Annotated in this window: 16 protein-coding genes and 1 pseudogene; 12 read left to right on the top strand and 5 right to left on the bottom strand. The window is 63.9% G+C overall.

The genetic code is table 11. The features are described 5' to 3' along the window. Positions 1-136 precede the first annotated feature (136 nt). Positions 137-1,132 (top strand): flagellar brake protein, encoded by a 996-nt coding sequence (locus UC34_RS07455; protein WP_084070430.1) that lies wholly within the window; start codon positions 137-139, stop codon positions 1,130-1,132. Next, entirely contained in the window at positions 1,132-1,926 is a 795-nt protein-coding gene (locus UC34_RS07450) for an IclR family transcriptional regulator (protein WP_044455033.1), read from the top strand. Before UC34_RS07455 ends, UC34_RS07450 begins: the two co-directional genes overlap by 1 nt. A gap of 194 nt (positions 1,927-2,120) precedes the next feature. On the opposite strand, the gene dmpG is transcribed toward UC34_RS07450, so the two are convergent. From dmpG to UC34_RS07430, 3 genes are all read right to left on the bottom strand, one after another. Then, on the bottom strand, positions 2,121-3,140 hold the full coding sequence (gene dmpG, locus UC34_RS07445; protein WP_044455032.1) for a 4-hydroxy-2-oxovalerate aldolase: 1,020 nt from the start codon (positions 3,138-3,140) through the stop codon (positions 2,121-2,123). A gap of 34 nt (positions 3,141-3,174) precedes the next feature. Then, positions 3,175-4,161: an acetaldehyde dehydrogenase (acetylating) gene (locus tag UC34_RS07440; protein WP_174556764.1), complete on the bottom strand. Its 987-nt coding sequence runs from the start codon at positions 4,159-4,161 to the stop codon at positions 3,175-3,177. A 588-nt stretch (positions 4,162-4,749) separates the two neighbouring features. Beyond that, positions 4,750-5,982 carry a sugar MFS transporter gene (locus UC34_RS07430; RefSeq protein WP_044455030.1) on the bottom strand — a complete coding sequence of 411 codons (1,233 nt, stop codon included), beginning with the start codon at positions 5,980-5,982 and terminating at the stop codon, positions 4,750-4,752. Positions 5,983-6,363: 381 nt separating this feature from the next. Between UC34_RS07430 and UC34_RS07425 the strand changes: the two genes are divergently transcribed. The 3 genes from UC34_RS07425 (at position 6,364) to UC34_RS07415 (ending at position 9,639) form a co-directional block, all read left to right on the top strand. Beyond that, positions 6,364-7,464: a hypothetical protein gene (locus UC34_RS07425; protein ID WP_157123068.1), complete on the top strand. Its 1,101-nt coding sequence runs from the start codon at positions 6,364-6,366 to the stop codon at positions 7,462-7,464. A 392-nt stretch (positions 7,465-7,856) separates the two neighbouring features. Next, positions 7,857-8,312 carry an HU family DNA-binding protein gene (locus UC34_RS07420; protein ID WP_044455028.1) on the top strand — a complete coding sequence of 152 codons (456 nt, stop codon included), beginning with the start codon at positions 7,857-7,859 and terminating at the stop codon, positions 8,310-8,312. Between the two features lie 529 nt (positions 8,313-8,841). Further along, entirely contained in the window at positions 8,842-9,639 is a 798-nt protein-coding gene (locus tag UC34_RS07415) for a transporter substrate-binding domain-containing protein (RefSeq protein WP_044457874.1), read from the top strand. A gap of 411 nt (positions 9,640-10,050) precedes the next feature. Here UC34_RS07415 and UC34_RS25790 read toward each other — a convergent pair whose 3' ends face one another. Then, the gene (locus tag UC34_RS25790; protein WP_237165266.1) at positions 10,051-10,263 is read right to left on the bottom strand and encodes a hypothetical protein; all 213 of its coding nucleotides are present in this window, start codon (positions 10,261-10,263) and stop codon (positions 10,051-10,053) included. 15 nt (positions 10,264-10,278) lie between these two features. On the opposite strand from UC34_RS25790, the gene UC34_RS25785 reads away from it, so the two are divergent. The 4 genes from UC34_RS25785 (at position 10,279) to UC34_RS07395 (ending at position 12,529) form a co-directional block, all read left to right on the top strand. Beyond that, positions 10,279-10,707, top strand: a complete 429-nt coding sequence (locus UC34_RS25785; protein WP_237165265.1) for a PadR family transcriptional regulator — start codon at positions 10,279-10,281, stop codon at positions 10,705-10,707. Continuing rightward, on the top strand, positions 10,707-11,546 hold the full coding sequence (locus UC34_RS07405) for a siderophore-interacting protein (RefSeq protein WP_044455025.1): 840 nt from the start codon (positions 10,707-10,709) through the stop codon (positions 11,544-11,546). Before UC34_RS25785 ends, UC34_RS07405 begins: the two co-directional genes overlap by 1 nt. A gap of 72 nt (positions 11,547-11,618) precedes the next feature. Next, positions 11,619-11,969 carry a cupin domain-containing protein gene (locus tag UC34_RS07400; protein ID WP_044455023.1) on the top strand — a complete coding sequence of 117 codons (351 nt, stop codon included), beginning with the start codon at positions 11,619-11,621 and terminating at the stop codon, positions 11,967-11,969. A 212-nt stretch (positions 11,970-12,181) separates the two neighbouring features. Further along, positions 12,182-12,529 (top strand): hypothetical protein, encoded by a 348-nt coding sequence (locus UC34_RS07395; protein ID WP_044455021.1) that lies wholly within the window; start codon positions 12,182-12,184, stop codon positions 12,527-12,529. 119 nt (positions 12,530-12,648) lie between these two features. Here the strand turns inward: UC34_RS07395 and UC34_RS07390 are convergent, their stop codons facing one another. Continuing rightward, positions 12,649-13,404, bottom strand: a complete 756-nt coding sequence (locus UC34_RS07390; protein ID WP_044455019.1) for an SDR family oxidoreductase — start codon at positions 13,402-13,404, stop codon at positions 12,649-12,651. A gap of 413 nt (positions 13,405-13,817) precedes the next feature. Here UC34_RS07390 and UC34_RS26115 point away from each other — a divergent pair. The 3 genes and pseudogenes from UC34_RS26115 to UC34_RS07375 form a co-directional block, all read left to right on the top strand. Further along, positions 13,818-14,507 (top strand): annotated as a pseudogene (locus UC34_RS26115) (CDP-alcohol phosphatidyltransferase family protein); the annotation flags it as partial. 66 nt (positions 14,508-14,573) lie between these two features. Then, positions 14,574-15,323, top strand: coding sequence for a HalD/BesD family halogenase (locus UC34_RS07380; RefSeq protein ID WP_044457873.1), 750 nt, complete (start codon positions 14,574-14,576; stop codon positions 15,321-15,323). Continuing rightward, positions 15,324-16,346, top strand: a complete 1,023-nt coding sequence (locus UC34_RS07375) for a flippase-like domain-containing protein (protein ID WP_044455017.1) — start codon at positions 15,324-15,326, stop codon at positions 16,344-16,346. The last annotated feature ends 14 nt before the right edge of the window (positions 16,347-16,360 follow it).

Here is a 16,360-nt window from a genome sequence, read left to right as displayed (position 1 = left end):
GCTGGCGCGCAATATTGGCCCTGCGGAATCGCGTCCCCTCTCGCCAAGTGCCGATGCGTCGCGGTAGACTTTCGCCACATCTGACGTCTACGGTCGTCTCAGGCGCTCCGGCGAGCGCCCACTTCGCTCAATCGTTATGTCTACCAACACATCTGCTCAACCGCCCGTCGCGACGCCCGCGCTCGCACCGGGCCTCCCGCTCGTCGCCCTGACCCCCGAGGAGATTCCGTTGGGCGGAGCCCTGCCCTGGGCCATCGTCGACCGTAACGGCGAGCCGCTGCTGGCCGCTGGCGACATCGTGCCGACACAGGCGGGACGCGACTGGCTGTTCACCGCATTCGTGCCCCATCGCGTGGCTACGCTCGGTGAGAACGAGACGGCGTTGGCAGACGTCAACGTCGCGACGCAAGCCCCCACTGACTCGGCTCCCCAGACCGCAGGGGGCGCTGCGGCTACGTCGGCGCAGTATGGACTCACAGACCTCAATCTGCGTCCTGGCGACTGGCTGCAAATTCAACTACCGCCCGGCGCGGGTTCGCAGCGCGTGCGCACCCGCGTCATCGGTCATGCACCGAATCAGATGCTGTTTGTCACGGCGCCCAGCGGGCGCGCCGCGCCCCCTACCCTGCAAGCGAGCGAACGGCTCGAACTCTGGACGTTCTCGGGCGAAGACATCTATCACTTCGTCTGCACGGTCGAGCGCGTCGAGCGCCTGCCATTCGATTACGTCGTCCTCTCGGCGCCGGCACAGATCCGTCGCAAGGTGCTGCGTCGCTCCCAGCGCGTGCCCGCCAGGCTCGTGGTCTCGGTGGGCACCGCGGATGCCGGTGCCAGTGCCAACACAACGGCGCCCCCGCGTCATCTGGCCTTGTTGCAGGACATCAGCGCCGAAGGCGTGTCGCTGCTCGCGGACACGCCACTGGGTGCGCCGGGCGAGACCGTGCAGCTGGCCTTCCGTGTGCGCGTGGGCGACATCGACATGCCGATCGACACCGCCGGCACGATTCGCGGCGTGCAGCAAGGCGAGGACGGACATCTGCACGGCATCGAACTATCGGCCCCCGAACCATCGCATTACGTCGCCCTCAAGTGCTATGTCTACGAGCGCCTGCTCGCGCTCGGGAGCGCCTGATGGTCAAGACGACGGCCCCTGACGCCGAACGCCCGCGCACCCTCGCCAGCCAGACACTTTTCCGAGGACTCGATATCGTGGAAGCGGTGGCGGCCGGTATCGATACCGTGCCCGCACTATCCGCACACACGGGCATCACACCGTCGACCACGCACCGCATTGCGTCGGCGCTCGTGCACGCGGGCTACCTGCGCTTCGAGCCGCGTCGCGGCTATCGGCTCGGCAACAAGCTCATCGAACTCGGCTTTCTCGCGTATCGTCAGATTGACCTGCCGCGCGTGGCGCGCCCGACACTGGAGGCGCTCGCCAGCGAAACGCAGGACACCGTGCATCTGGCGATCGCCGACGGCTGGGAAGTGATGTATCTGGATAAGCTCCCCGGTCAACGCGCGATCGAGATCAGCTCGCGCATTGGCGGGCGCAAGCCGATCTGCGTGACGGGCGTGGGCAAAGCCCTGCTGCTCGATCAGGACGAGGCGCAATGGCGCGCGCAGCTTGAGCACTATCAATCGCAGACGACGTCGCATTCCGTCGATGCCGATGCCTGGCTCTCCCGCATGCACGACTACGCGCGCCACGGCTATGCGCTGGATCTGGAGGACGACACGCCGCAGATTCGTTGCGTGGCCGCCCCTATCTATGACGCGAGTCAGCGCATCGTCGCCGCCATCAGCGTGTCGAGCACGACCAAGTACATGAGCCGCGAGCGCATGCAGGAACTCGTGCCGAGCGTGAAACACGCAGCGGCGCAGATCAGCCGTCAACTCGGCTGGTCGGGCAACCTGCGCGGATAAAGAAGCAATAAAAAAAGCCGGCCCGTCTGACGAGGGCCGGCATCGGCACGGAGAGGCCACTTGCTAAATATGACGCTGGGTGACGCCTTGGGTGACATCCGGATGGGCCCGAAGCCCACGGGCGACGCTTCGCACCAGTGCAACGAAGCGACGCCATCGCACAACGTTTTGTCGTGCGTCCTCCTGCCCTTCGATCAGGCTGCGCGACGCTTGAGCAAGTCGAGCGCGACGTCGACGATCATGTCCTCCTGACCGCCCACCATGCGACGCTGGCCCAGTTCGACCAGAATGTCCACGGTCTTCAGTTCGTAGCGCGCGGCCGCTGCTTCCGCATGACGCAGGAAGCTCGAATACACACCTGCATAGCCAAGCGCCAGCGTTTCACGGTCCACACGCACGGCGCGGTCCTGCAACGGGCGCACGATGTCGTCGGCCGCATCCATGAGCGTGTACAGATCGCAGCCGTGGTTCCAGCCCAGACGCGACGCGGCTGCGATGAACACTTCCAGAGGGGCGTTCCCCGCGCCGGCGCCCATGCCGGCCAGACTTGCGTCGATACGATCGCAGCCCTCTTCCACAGCGACGATCGAGTTCGCCACGCCGAGGCTCAGGTTGTGGTGCGCATGCATGCCGGTCAGGGTCTCGGGCTTGAGCACGTCCTTGAATGCACGGAAACGGTCGCGCACATCGTTCATGCCCAGCGCACCGCCGGAATCGACCACGTAGATGCACTCCGCGCCGTACGATTCCATCAGCTTGGCCTGCTCGGCCAGATGCTGCGGCGTGGTCATGTGACTCATCATCAGGAAGCCCACCGTGTCCATGCCGAGTTCGCGGGCATAGGCAATGTGCTGATGGGAGACATCGGCTTCCGTGCAATGCGTGGCAATGCGCACCACGCGCGCACCGGCGTCATAGGCCGCGCGCAGGTCGTGCACCGTGCCGACGCCCGGCAGCAGCAGCGTGGCGACCTTCGCATGGGTGACGGTCTCGGCGACGGCGGCGATCCATTCCAGATCGGTGTGTGCGCCAAAGCCGTAGTTGAAGCTCGAACCGGCAAGGCCGTCGCCGTGCGCCACTTCGATGGAATCGACCTTCGCCTTGTCGAGCGCCGCAGCAATCGCCTTCACGTTGGCGATGCTGTACTGGTGACGAATCGCGTGGCTGCCGTCGCGCAGCGTCACGTCGGAGATATAGAGCTTTTTCTGGGTCATGATGAGGTGTGTCTCCTGTTAGCGCGTGCGACGTTCAGGCCGCGAGCGCCAGGCGGGTGGCGGCGATGCGATCGGCACAGGCCAGCGCGGCGCTGGTCATGATGTCGAGATTGCCCGCGTAGGCCGGCAGGTAGTGCGCGGCGCCTTCCACTTCGAGGAATACCGAGGTCTTCAGACCCGTGAGCTTGCCCAGTCCCGGCACGTTGAGCGGACGCGATGCGTCGAACAGCTCGAACTGCACCTTCTGCTTGAGGCGGTAGCCCGGCACGTACGCGTGCACCTTGTCGACCATCGCCTGAATGCTGGCTTCGATGGCGGCCTGATCGCCCGGCTCGGAGAGCACGAACACCGTGTCGCGCATGATGAGCGGCGGCTCGGCCGGATTGAGCACGATGATCGCCTTGCCACGCGACGCGCCGCCCAGCACTTCAATGGCCTTGGACGTCGTTTCAGTGAATTCGTCGATGTTGGCGCGCGTGCCGGGGCCTGCCGACTTGCTGGAAATCGACGCGACGATTTCCGCGTAATGCACCTTGGCCACTTGCGAAATGGCCGCGACCATCGGAATCGTCGCCTGACCGCCACACGTCACCATGTTGATGTTGCGCGCGTCGAGATGCGCGTCGAGATTGATCGACGGAATCACGTACGGGCCAATGGCCGCTGGCGTCAGATCGATCACCTGCACGCCCCGGGCTTGCAGCAACTCGTTGTGATGCGCATGGGCTTTTGCCGACGTCGCGTCGAAGGCGATGCGGATGTCTTCGAAGCCCGGCATGGCCAGCAAGCCGTCGATGCCGCCGGCCGTCACCGGCACGCCCAGGCGCTGCGCACGCGCCAGACCGTCCGAGGCCGGGTCGATACCGACCATCGCGCCCATTTCCAGATGCTCACTGTTGCGCATCACCTTGATCATCAGGTCGGTGCCAATGTTGCCCGAGCCAATGATCGCCACTTTCTGTTTGCGTCGTTCCGTCACTGTCGTCTCCTGAACGTATCCGTCCACCGGTATGAAGCGCATCGTAATTCCGCCGCATCGACAATGTCAACATGTAAACATTAATCTCATATATTGAGATTATAGAAATCAACGGCTTATCCACATTTTTTGTTCACAAGCCCGTTGATAACTTGCGGAAAAGCATCGCAAGTGCCTGATCCGACAAGGAAGATTTTCCGCGCGCGAAAGTTGGGCCACGTGCTGCAAAACGAGGCGTGGCGCGGGTTTGCAGGGCACTTCGTTATCCACAGAATCTGTTTGCAAGCCGGTGGACAACTCGCGGATAGCTATCGCAAGTGCTTGATCGGAAGGAGAAAAAATATCGAGCGCATTTGCTGCGCCATGATGGCGACCGTCGTCCGTGTCGGTCAGGCGCAGAACTCAACCGAACGCGGCAAAGGCAGGATGTGAACCCAGAAGGGTGTGTTATCCACAGAAAATGTTCACAACCCGGTGAATAACGCGTCGATATCCGCAGTATGTCGTTGACGCCAAAGGACTTCTTTGACGCGCAGCCGCTTCGGTCAATCAGCGCCTGTCCAGAGGGCAGAACCGAGAAATCGTGCTGTTCATCTTCGGGCGCTATACGTTCGGCAATCCAGGCTGATCTCAAGTGGACGTCTCGCCGCAGGCGCGCGTCGCACCGGAGCCAGCGTCGGACACCGGCATGGTGCGCGCGCACCATGCGCCAAAGCCCGCGATATAACAATAGGCGAGCGCCGGCACCAGAAACGACAGCACGATCCCGACCCCATCCGCCAGCGCCCCTTGCAGATAAGGCAGCACCGCGCCCCCGACGATCGCCATGCAGATCAGTCCGCCGCCTTCGCTTACCCGCGCGCCCAGCCCACCCACGGACAACGAGAAAATCGTCGGAAACATGATCGCGTTGCCCAGGCCGCAAGCCAGCAACAGCCACATGGCGAAAGATGCCGGCAGCACCAGCGACACCAGTATCAACATGAGGTTGTAGAGCGCGCAAAGGCTGAGCATTCGCCCGGGCGACACCTTTCGCAGCAGCCACGCGCCGACGAATCGCCCCACCATCGCCCCGCCCCAGTACAGTGCCAGATAACGGCTCGCGTGCGCGTGGTCGGCAATGCCCGTCGGCGTTTGCGTCAGATAGACGATCAGGAAACTTCCGATACTCACTTCCGCGCCGACATAAAGAAATAGCGCCACGATGCCGTAACGCAAGGGACGGTGCGCCAACAGGCTGCGAACGTTGCCGAGCACACCCGGCGGCGATGTGTCGCTCCCGCCCGGCTCCGGCAGCGTCAGACGCCACAGGACAACGCCGCCGAGCAGCAGCACGACGGCGAGCAGCCCGTAGGGAGCGCGCACGGAATCGACCGGGTGCGCGCCACCCGCCGCCACGCCACTCACCTGCGGCGCGAGGATCCAGAGCGCGGCGAGCGGCGGGCCGACGGTCGTGCCCAGCGAGTTGAATGCCTGCACGAGGGTGAGGCGACTGGCTGCCGCCCCTCGCGAGCCGAGCGTCTCGACATAGGCGTTCACTGCGACCTGCAACAATGTGACGCCGCTCGCGAGCACGAAAAGAGCGGCAAGAAAGCACGGGTAGGACACCAGGGCGGCTGCCGGGAAGAACAACGCGCAGCCGAGTCCGGCGAGCCAGAGCGAACTCGCCAGTGCGCGCCGGAAGCCGACCCGGGCGGTGTACTGCCCTGCCGGATACGACACGACGAAGTACGCGGCGAAGAAACTCGACTGAATGAGCGCCGCATCGCGATACGTCAGGTCGAAGGCGGCCTTGAAGTGAGGCACCAGAATGTCGTTGAGCGACGTAATGAGCCCCATCGCGAAAAAAAGCGTCGCCAGCATCGCAAGTACGCGATTCGCAGACGGCGTTGCAACAGGCCGTGGGGAAGACGAAAAAGCGAGGGAAGCGGAAGAAGCCGGAGGACGACGAGAGGACGGAGAGACCGTCTTTGCATCGGAAGAACCAGGGTCACGTGTGCGGTCGACAGGCATGCATGGCTCCAGATAAAGAGACGTATCTGTGAAGTGTAGACCGCACTATCGATGCCGGGATACGAGAGGAATCCGAATTTTGCGTGACATCCTGTGACTCGCCATCGTGTCGGCATCCCTTGAAAAGGGCCCGTTCTCCCTTGATATTCACGGTTTTCGGCTCTTGTCAGCCGATGCCTTTTGATCGACTATCCGCAGCATAGGACATGCCGCAACATTCGGGAAAACATCATGCGGGGTTTCACAACGTTGGGAATGGCGGCGGGTTGGCTCGTCGCAGGCATGCTCGGCTTCGCCGGACACGCTCACGCGCAATCGACGAACGCGGGGCCGTCGCGCGCGCCGGTCGCGGCCTGTAACTGCGCACAGATCGTTGCCGACTGTTCGGCATCGGTGTCGGTGCTGCCTACGCGCGCGCTCGGCGGCGTATTTTCGGCCGATGTCACGATGCAGACCGACGCCCCGTCCTGCGCCAAGATCGATTACCTGCTCGACGACACGCCTTACGTCACGATTCTGCGCGACGGCGCTCAAGGCAGCCAGCGTCTGTACGGCACCCGCCCGCTCACGCGCAACAGTCTTTCGCGCATGTCGTGTCACGTGTGCGCGGCGGCGTTGGCGCCGGTGCCCAATGACGGCCTGCCTGCCGACATGGTGCGCGTGGACGGCGCGCCCGGCACCTTCAGCGTGGCGCCGGCGCCTGCTGCACCCGCCGCACCCGCCGCTGCGACCACCACCTACGCACCGCCTGCGGCTGCGGCACAGAACGCGAGCATCGCCGCGACGGCCGCGCCGAACGCGGATACACCGCTTCCGAGCACCATCGGCGACACGGCCGGGCTCAATGCCGTGAACGCCACAAGTGCGGCCAACGCCCAGTCGCCGGAGGTCGCGCGCGACGTCGCGGCCATCAACGCCCCGGCTCCTGCCGGCGCCACAGTCGTCACGCCGCCCATTCCACCCACGGCACAGATTGCACCGGGGGCCGTCGTGCCGACGAGTGCCCCGAGCGCTTCCCGACTGGTGAATCCGTCGGGACGCTGGCGCGGCATGTGCACGAACGCGCCGCCGTGGTGGGGCTTGTTCGGCAAACCGATGACACGTCTCATGGCGCTCGCGCTCAACGGATCGCAAGTGAGTGGCAGCGTCGACGACGTCGAGCCGAACGTTCACACCACCGTGCAGGGCACGCTCGCGGGCGATCGCCTCCAACTCGCGGGCAGCTATGGCGCCAGACACGACATCACGTTCGGTGCCGACGGCTCGACGCTTACCGACGCCTGGTGCAATAGCGACGGCCGCTGCGAGACCTGCGAAATGCAGCGTTTCTAAGGGTTTTCGGGCGGTGGGCGATCTCGCGGCATGCCACTGCGGCGTCGCGAGAACACATCACCGACGCATAGAATGCGCACAAGAATCGCGCAAAAATCCGCGTCGAAAAATGCGCCCCGGGACGCGCCAGGAATGCGTGCAAAGGCGTCGCGTAATCGCCTCTCGAATTAAGGGACGGAATCGTTGCAGCGACCCGGCGTCATCACGTCGCGTTCGAAACGATTCGAAATACGGCGTGAACGCCGCAGAGCCTTGTGCGGCAAGTGCGCAACATAATGCGCGCACTACTCGCATAAAGCGATTTCTTAGGTAGAATCGTCGGCGCAGCAAGACGTAACATTCGGGTGGCCGTTCTCCGACGGCACTTTCTTATTCTCATCGATTGGATCGATATGGCAACGGCAAAGAAAGCAGCAGCAAAGAAGGCCCCTGTGGCGAAGAAAGCTCCGGCAGCAAAGAAGGCTCCGGCAGCGAAGAAGGCAGCAGCACCGAAGGCAGCCCCGAAGGCTGCTCCGAAGGCAGCCGCCAAGGTCTCGCCGATTAAGGAAGCACTCAACAAGACCCAGCTCGCAGCACACATCGCCGAAACCTCGGCCGTCGCCGTCAAGGACGTCAAGGCTGTGCTCGCCGCGCTCGAAACCACGATCATCAACTCCCTGCACAAGAAGGGCGCCGGCGAATTCACGCTGCATGGCCTGTTCAAGGTCACGTCGCAACAAATCGCTGCCAAGGCAAAGCGTTTCGGCAAGGACCCGTTCACGGGTGAAGAGCGTTGGTTCCCGGCAAAGCCGGCTTCGGTGCGCGTGAAGGTTCGCCCGCTGAAGAAGGTCAAGGACGCCGCTCAGTAACACTCACCGGCGTGCTGCGGTGAGCTTCACGCAGCGCGAACGGTCGGGGTTTCAAAGCCGTACCTGAAGACGGTGCCGATCTTTCGGCACCGTTTTTTTTCGTCCGCACGCGGCTGCTGGTCGCTTGTTGCTCACGACTTGTTGCTCATCGCTCGCCAAGCAGCAACGCGTGACTTCGCGGTCCTCAGCAACGTTTGCGTGCGTCGCTCGCCTTGCGATGCGTTGCCCATCGACTCAGGGTTTCCTCTGGGGGTTTGTGCGGAGTGGACGCCTCCCACACCGGCCGCTACCATCGCTCGGGACATTCCGCGTCACCAGCGCTCACCCAGCGTCGTTGGACCTTTCACGACATGCACGCCACTGACGACGTCTTCGCGAACACAGGAGATTCCGCATGACACGCAAGTCTTCGCGTCACCCGGCTCACGTCGAGTCGTCGTCGAATCACCCCGCCGAACGCTCGATGCCATCAGGTAACGCCAGGGGCCAGTCCCGACGCGATTTCCTCGCCACGCTCGGCGTTGCCGCGATGCCTGCCGGATTCGTCGGCTCATTGGGCGGCACGCTTGGCAGCCTGCTCACGAGCACCGCGTCTCTGTTCGTCACGCCCGCACACGCGCAAACGGTCGCGGACATCAAGAAGAAGGGCACGCTCAATGTCGGCATGCTGATCGACTTTCCGCCGTATGGCACGACCAACGCGCAGGCGCAGCCCGATGGCTATGACGCCGACGTCGCCAGGCTGCTCGCCAGCGATCTGGGTGTGAAGCTCAACCTCGTGCCCGTCACTGGGCCGAACCGTATTCCCTATCTGCTTTCCGGCAAGGTCGACGTGCTCGTCGCGTCGCTTGCGATCACGCCCGAGCGCGCCAAACAGGTGCAATTTTCCAAACCGTATGCGGCCGCGACGATTCTTCTGCTGGGCAAGAAAGGGACTTCCATCAAGTCGGCGGCCGATCTGAAAGGACTTCGCGTGAGCGTCGCGCGTGCGAGCACGCAAGACACCGCCGTCACGAAAACCGCCCCTGAAGGCACCGAAATTCGCCGCTTCGATGACGATGCCGCCGCCATGCAGGCGCTCCTCTCCGGTCAGGTCGATGCCATCGGTTGCTCGGTGACGGTCGCGAACGTCATCAACACACGCGCACCGGGTCAGTTCGAGCCCAAGTTCAACCTGTTGCAACAGGCAATGGGTATTGCGATGCGCCCGAACCAACCCGAACTGCTGGCCAGCGTGAACGACTTCGTCACGCGCAATACCGCCAACGGCGAGTTGAACAAGCGCTATCGCAAGTGGCTTCAGACGGATTTGCCGTCGCTGCAGTAAGCATCGAATCGCCGCGCGAGCCTCTGCGGCGCGCGGCGGGCTTCGCTATCCAGCACCTTCATCGGCCTCCATCATCGGCCACTGCGTTGCCCGGGCTTCCTACGCGATCGTCGCTCGCTTCGCCAACGTCATTCCGCCGGCGGCGGTGCTTCCCGCACTTGCCGCACTTGCCACGCTTCTCCGCGCGCCTGCGCCGCTGCGTGCTTCCTGTCGAATTGCACATTTCGATATAGTTTTTCGACAGTTTCGATATACCAGCCACACGGCGCCAGGCGCGTCGAACCCCTTATCCCACGGTCATTTCCCCTCGACTTTTCGGATCAACGTAAAAATAGTTTTGCTTTCGATGCAATTTAGATATATCGTAAACACGTCTTAACTACATCGATAGGGAGTCGCATCATGCGTGGATCACGTGGCGATTTCATGGGCCGAGGCCCGCTGGACCTCGACAGAATGGATTTTGGCGACGAACGACGCGGAGGGCGTCATGGGCGGCGCGGCGGACATGAAGGGTTCGGAGAAGGTCGGTTCGGACGTGGCGACGAGGGCCCCTCGGAGCGTGCAGAGCGTGGAGAGCGCGGCGGCCGAGGGGGACGGGGTGGTGGTCGACTTTTCAGCCATGGCGGCCTGCGCCTCGTGCTGTTGCATCTGATCGCACAGCAACCGCGCCACGGTTATGAACTCATCAAAGCCATCGAGGAAAGCGTGAACGGAACGTACAGCCCGAGCGCCGGCGTGGTCTATCCCACACTCACGCTGCTCGAAGAAATGGGCTACATCCGTGTGCAGGAAAACACTGGCGACAGCCAGCGCAAGTCGTACGAAATCACCGACGCCGGCCGCGAGTATCTGGCCGAGAACGAGGATGCCGTGACCGAACTGCTGGCACGACTCGCGAGCCGTCGCGAGCGCTCGGAAGACATGCCGCCGCAAGTCATGCGTGCGCTGCATAACTTCAAATACGCGGTGCATTTGCGGCTGGGCGGCGAGCCGCTCACCACCGAACAGGCCAACGCGTTCGCCGCGATTCTCGACGCGGCAGCACAGCAACTGGAGCGACTCTGATGCAAGACAACGCTGCACCGAACGTCACCCCCGATCGCACGCCACAACGCGTACGCCACGAACTTCGCTTGCGTGTGCTGGAAGTGCGCAGCGTCGACGCACTCACGCAGAACATGCTGCGCGTGACCCTTGGCGGCGATGACCTGGAGGGTTTCAACAGTCCCGGCTTCGACGATCACGTCAAACTCTTCTTCCCTAATCCGGAAACCGGCGAGCTGAGCGTGCCGCGTATCGGCCCCGAAGGGATTGCGAAACCAGCGCCGGGCGAAGCCCCGCGACTGATGCGGGACTATACGCCGCGCCGGTTCGACGCCGAGACCAGAACGCTCGTCATCGACTTTGCTATGCACGAATCCGGCCCTGCCACCGCGTGGGCGCGCTCGGCAAAACCGGGTGACAAGCTCGGTGTCGGTGGACCGCGCGGCTCGTTCATCATCCCCATGAACTTCGACGGTTACGTTCTGATCGGTGACGATACGGCGCTGCCCGCCATTTCGCGGCGTCTGGCCGAACTGCCGGCCGGGGCGCTCGTCTTCGTCTTCGCGGAAGTCGATGGCCCGGCGGATCGTCTGCGCTTCGCGAGCGAAGCCGACGTCGTTGTGGAATGGATCTACCGCGAAGGCACCCCGGCCGGACAAAGCACCGCCCTGATCGACGCACTCGAGGTCGCCACTCTGCCCTCCGGCGATCTGCACGCCTGGGTTGCCGCGGAGGCCGGCGTGGCGAAGGCCGTTCGACGTCACCTCATCGAGACGCGCGGACTCAACCCCAAGTGGGTCAAGGCGGCGGCTTACTGGCGTCGTGGCGACGCGGCCGTGCACGAAAATCTGGACGACTGATCTGGACGACTACGCCAGGGGCAGCCCATGTATGCTTTCTGTCCACCCATGAAAGAAGCACGTTTGCACCGTATGGATAAACCGCTGCTGCCCCAAGCGAATCTTTTTGCCGGCTTGCCGCCACGCCCCTATCCGGCGGCCGCCGAGCAGTTCGACACGCTGATTGCGCGCCCGGGCATGCGCGTCGAGCGCATCGTCTCGACGGGACAGGCCTCGCCCTCCGGCTTCTGGTACGACCAACCTCAGCACGAATGGGTCGCGCTGCTGAGCGGCGCGGCCGGGCTGGCCTTCGAGGACACGCCGGGTCAGACGCTTGTCATGCGTCCCGGCGACACCGTCACGATCGACGCGGGCCGACGCCATCGTGTTGCGTGGACCGCGCAGGGCGAAACCACCGTCTGGCTGGCGATTCACTACGACTGACGGGATGTCGCGCGGCACGCCGGTGCGCCCCTTTATCGTCCGAATCACGTCCCGCTTTTTGCCACGCCCGTTGTTCCTTTGGAGAAATTCCCGGCTGTCTTTCGGAATTGCCTGATAGAAATGCCGGGAACAAATTCCGACTATGAAAACGCGCCCGGGGATGTCGAATTTCGGCACCCGGAGGGCGGTTCACCCATAGGGGGTACGACGACATGGAGCAACGCAAACGACACGACGGTTTCGAACGTTGGGCAGCGGGCGCGACGGCGCGTCAAGCCGGACGGGACGATGCCCGCTGGCGCGTTTTTCGCGCGCCGGAGCAAGCCGACTTTCACGGATTCGTCGTCTGGTGTTACACGCAAGGCGTGTTTCTGGGGCAGGAGTTCGATCGGCGCACCGACACCATCACGCACTGTTACGTGCGCAACGGCGCCTGGGCCGTGCAGTTCGATTCCTTCGGAGAGGCCTGCGAGCGCGCCTTCGACATTCACGCGCCCACACTGATCTTGTACGCGCCGGAGCGCAACGGCAGCGTTTTCATTACCAGCACGGAGCAATAAGCGCACGGGCGCGCTGGTCGCACTGGTCGCATCCGTCACATCGGATGCGACAGACAGCGCGACACCGCAGCGTCCGAAAGCGCGGGCACCGGCCGGCGAATACGCCGACCGGTGTTTTTTTACGCGTAATGGCGAATGTCGTCGATTTCGGTCTGGCCGAAGTCGTCACGCTCGGTGAGCGCCAGAATGCGACGGGCGACATCTTCCGGCGACGCGAGCTGGCCACTCGACTTGAGCGCCTGAAACCGCGCCAGCGCCGGGAAACTCTCGACGCTGCTGCTGCGGATCGTCTCCTGCATGCCCGTATCGACCACGCCGGGGGCAAGCGAGACAGCCTGCACGCCGTGCTCGCGATGCTCCGCGTTGACCACGCGCGTATACATATCCAGTGCGGCCTTGGTCGAGCAATAGACCGCCCAGCCCGCATTCGGATTGCGTCCGGCGCCCGACGAGATATTCACGATCTGGCGCTTGGCGGCAAGTCCCTGCGTCGCAGCGAGAAAGCGTGCCGTGAGCAGCATGACGGACGTCACGTTCAGCGCGAAGGCGGCGCCGATGGCCGCCGGGTCCGTCAATGCTGCGGCATTGGCGACCGGGTTGACCGTGCCGGCATTATTGATCAGCAGGTAGCGGGTCGCGCCGCGCGGCAGCGAGGCAAAAATGCGCTCGGCGCTCTGCGCGGCGGCTTGCGTGTCGGCCAGATCGACAGCGACCTGCTCAAGCGTGACGCCCTGTGCGCTGGCGAGCGCGGCAAGCTCGTCGTCCGTGCGGCGCGCCAGCGTCACGAGATGGGTGCCCGGCGTGAGCAATCCGCGCGCGAGCGCTGCGCCGAGGCCACGAGAGGCGCCGGTGAGAATGGCAAGGGTTTGGGACATTGGGAGAAGTGCGGTCGGACAACGCCGCAAAATGGCAAACGGGACCGCCATTATCCGCGCAACACCCGAACCCCGCTATACCGACCAAAAGTCGTTTTTTGGGGTAAAACGCGCGAACCCTGCGGCATCGGGCGGTGGCCCGTGCGCCAAAAACGACGCTGGGCGGCGCGAAAGCGAAATGGTCTATTGCGGAATATAATCGCGAACTCGGAACGCCTATCAACTAGCCTTCAAACAGGGGCAGACGGCGGGGACTTCGGAGCCGTCAGCTCGCAGCGCGGCGCGAGGTTTTCTCGCGCGTCAATGCCCTGAATCACCAAGGTTGTCGCGGTAAAGACAGGTGTTTTAAGTGCACTGCACATTACCGCCTTATGGGTATATATTCCCCCCTCATGGAAACGATACCGAAAGTCATTTCGGCGCCAGTTGCTGCGCCGGCCACTAGCAAAACCGTACGTCCGGCGCCGGCGCGCCCGCGTCAATATGACGCACGCCTCGCCCGTTGGCTCGTTACGCCGCTCGTCAATACGCCGGTCACGCCGAACCACCTCACGACCGTCCGCCTGATCGTCGGACTGGCGTGCACGTGGGCATTCGCGCAGGGCAATTACGCGATGGCCAACCTGGGCGCCATCCTGCTCGTGCTCTCGAACTTCATCGACCATACGGATGGCGAGCTTGCCCGCATCAGCGGCAAGACGAGCCGTATCGGTCACCTGTACGACCTGGCTTCCGACGCCCTCGTGACCGTGCTGCTGTTCGGCGGCATCGGCATGGGCGTTGCCGCTGCCGCGCCCGGTCAATTTCCGCTGCCCGTGCCGTTGTCGGCTTCGACGCTGGGCTGGATCGCCGGTGTCGCCGTCGCGCTGATTTTCTTCCTGCGCATGCGCATCGAGGATCGCGTGGGCAAGGCGGGAACGAAGCAGGCCGCCGTCGGCGGTTTCGAAACGGAAGATGTCCTGTATCTGATGCCGCTTGTCACCCTGTTCGACGGCACGCGCGGGTTCCTGATCGCGGCCGCGATCGGCGCGCCGCTGTTCGCGCTGCTGGTGATCGCGGATTACGTACGCGTGATGCGCCGCCCGCTCCCCACGCTCCCGACGCCTCCCGCGCCCGCCGTCAAGGCCGACGCGGCGGACGCCACGCAGCACGCCAACGCCATCGAGCCGATGGCCCCCGCCGCCTTCGCTGCCGACGCTGAAATCGAACGCGCGCTCGATGCCATCGACGTCGATGGCGTGACGCGCGAATTCAAGTCGCAGGACGCCTTCGTCTATATGGAGAAGTTCCTGCCGGCGTCCGTCACGGCGCAACTGATCGCCGCAGCGCGCGCGGTCACGCCCAACGTGAACCGGAATTATCTGCCCGGGCACAAGCAGGGGGGCAGCGTGAGCCGCCATACGCTCGACGAGCTTGCCCCGTTCGTGGCCGAGTTGTACCGCTCGCCCGCCCTGATGCGATTTCTCGAGCGTCTGGCCGGCGAGAAGCTGCTGCCTTCGCCGCAGGACGACCCGCACGCGTACGCGCTGTATTACTACACGCGCCCGGGCGATCACATCGGCTGGCACTATGACACCTCCTACTACAAGGGGCGCCGCTACACGCTGCTGCTCGGCGTAGTGGATCAATCGAGCTGCAAGCTTGAGTATCGGCTCCACACGCGCAATCCGGGCGTGCCGCAAGTCGATGGCGCCGTGGCCTATCCGCCGGGCGCGCTGGTGTTCTTCGACGGGGACAAACTGCATCATCGGATCACGCCGCTCGGCGACAACGAGGAGCGCATCTCGCTCACGTTCGAGTATGTGACCGACCCGCGCATGGGCGCCTGGCAGCGCTTCATTTCGAATATGAAGGACGCCATCGCCTATTTCGGTTTCCGGCAAGTGTTTCGTCAGGTTCTGGGACGGACGAAACGCTAAATGAACCGGACCGCTATCGTCTCACTCACCCTCGGTTTCGCCCTTTTCGTCGCCCTGCTGATCTGGCAGGGCACGGGCTCGGTGATGTCCACGCTGGCTGTGGCCGGCTGGGGCCTGCTGCCTATCGCCGCCTTCCACCTCGTGCCGCTGGTGCTCGATGCGGCCGCCATTCAGGTCCTGGTGTCGAAGTCATGTACGCTCGGGCGCGCCACGCTCACCCGCTGGGTCGGCGAGTCAGTCAACAGCCTGCTGCCTGCCGGCCAGATCGGCGGGCCGATCGCGATGGTGCGCCAGATGAAGCAGCGCGGCATGGCCGGTCGTGAGGCCGCCGCCGCCATCACTGTGAGCACCACGCTGCAAGCCGTGGCGCAGATCGTCTTTGCGCTGCTCGGTCTGGCCGTGTTCGGCATCGGTGCGTCGCACAGCGCAGGCGACAGCCTGTGGCTGCCGATGCTGCTCGCCACGGCGCTCGTCTCCGTCCTGCTATACGCGTTCTATGTCGCGCAGCGGCGAGGCATTTTCGGCTGGGCGTTTCGCATGCTCTCGAAGATGTCGTCCAAGCGGGACTGGTCGTCGTTGCTCGATCGTGCCGACGCCGTCGATGACATCGTGCAGCGCATGTACGGCCATCGCCGTCAGGTACTGGCCAGCTTCGCGCTGAGTCTCGTGGGCTGGATCGTCGGCACCGCCGAGGTCTGGCTGATCCTGCAATTCATCGGGCATCCGGTGAGCTGGGTCGACGCCCTGCTGCTCGAAAGTCTCGGGCAAGCGATTCGCGGCGCTGCTTTCTTCGTGCCGGGCTCGCTCGGCGTGCAGGAAGGCGGCTATCTGCTGCTCGCCCCGCTCGTGGGTTTGCCGGCCGACGCCGCGCTTGCCCTGTCGCTGGCCAAGCGTACGCGCGAGCTGCTGCTCGGCGTGCCGGGTCTCGTCTATCTGCATTTCTCCGAACGTGGCTGGCGCCGCCAACGCGCCGCGCAACAAAGCGTGTCGCTGCCGACCGCCACGGATACTGCACCGCTCTAAAGAAGGAAATCGAC

Source organism: Pandoraea vervacti (genome assembly GCF_000934605.2).
In the GTDB taxonomy this organism is placed as follows: Bacteria; Pseudomonadota; Gammaproteobacteria; order Burkholderiales; family Burkholderiaceae; genus Pandoraea; species Pandoraea vervacti.
Note: the sequence above shows the minus strand (reverse complement) of the source record. Positions and strands in the feature narration are given on the sequence as shown.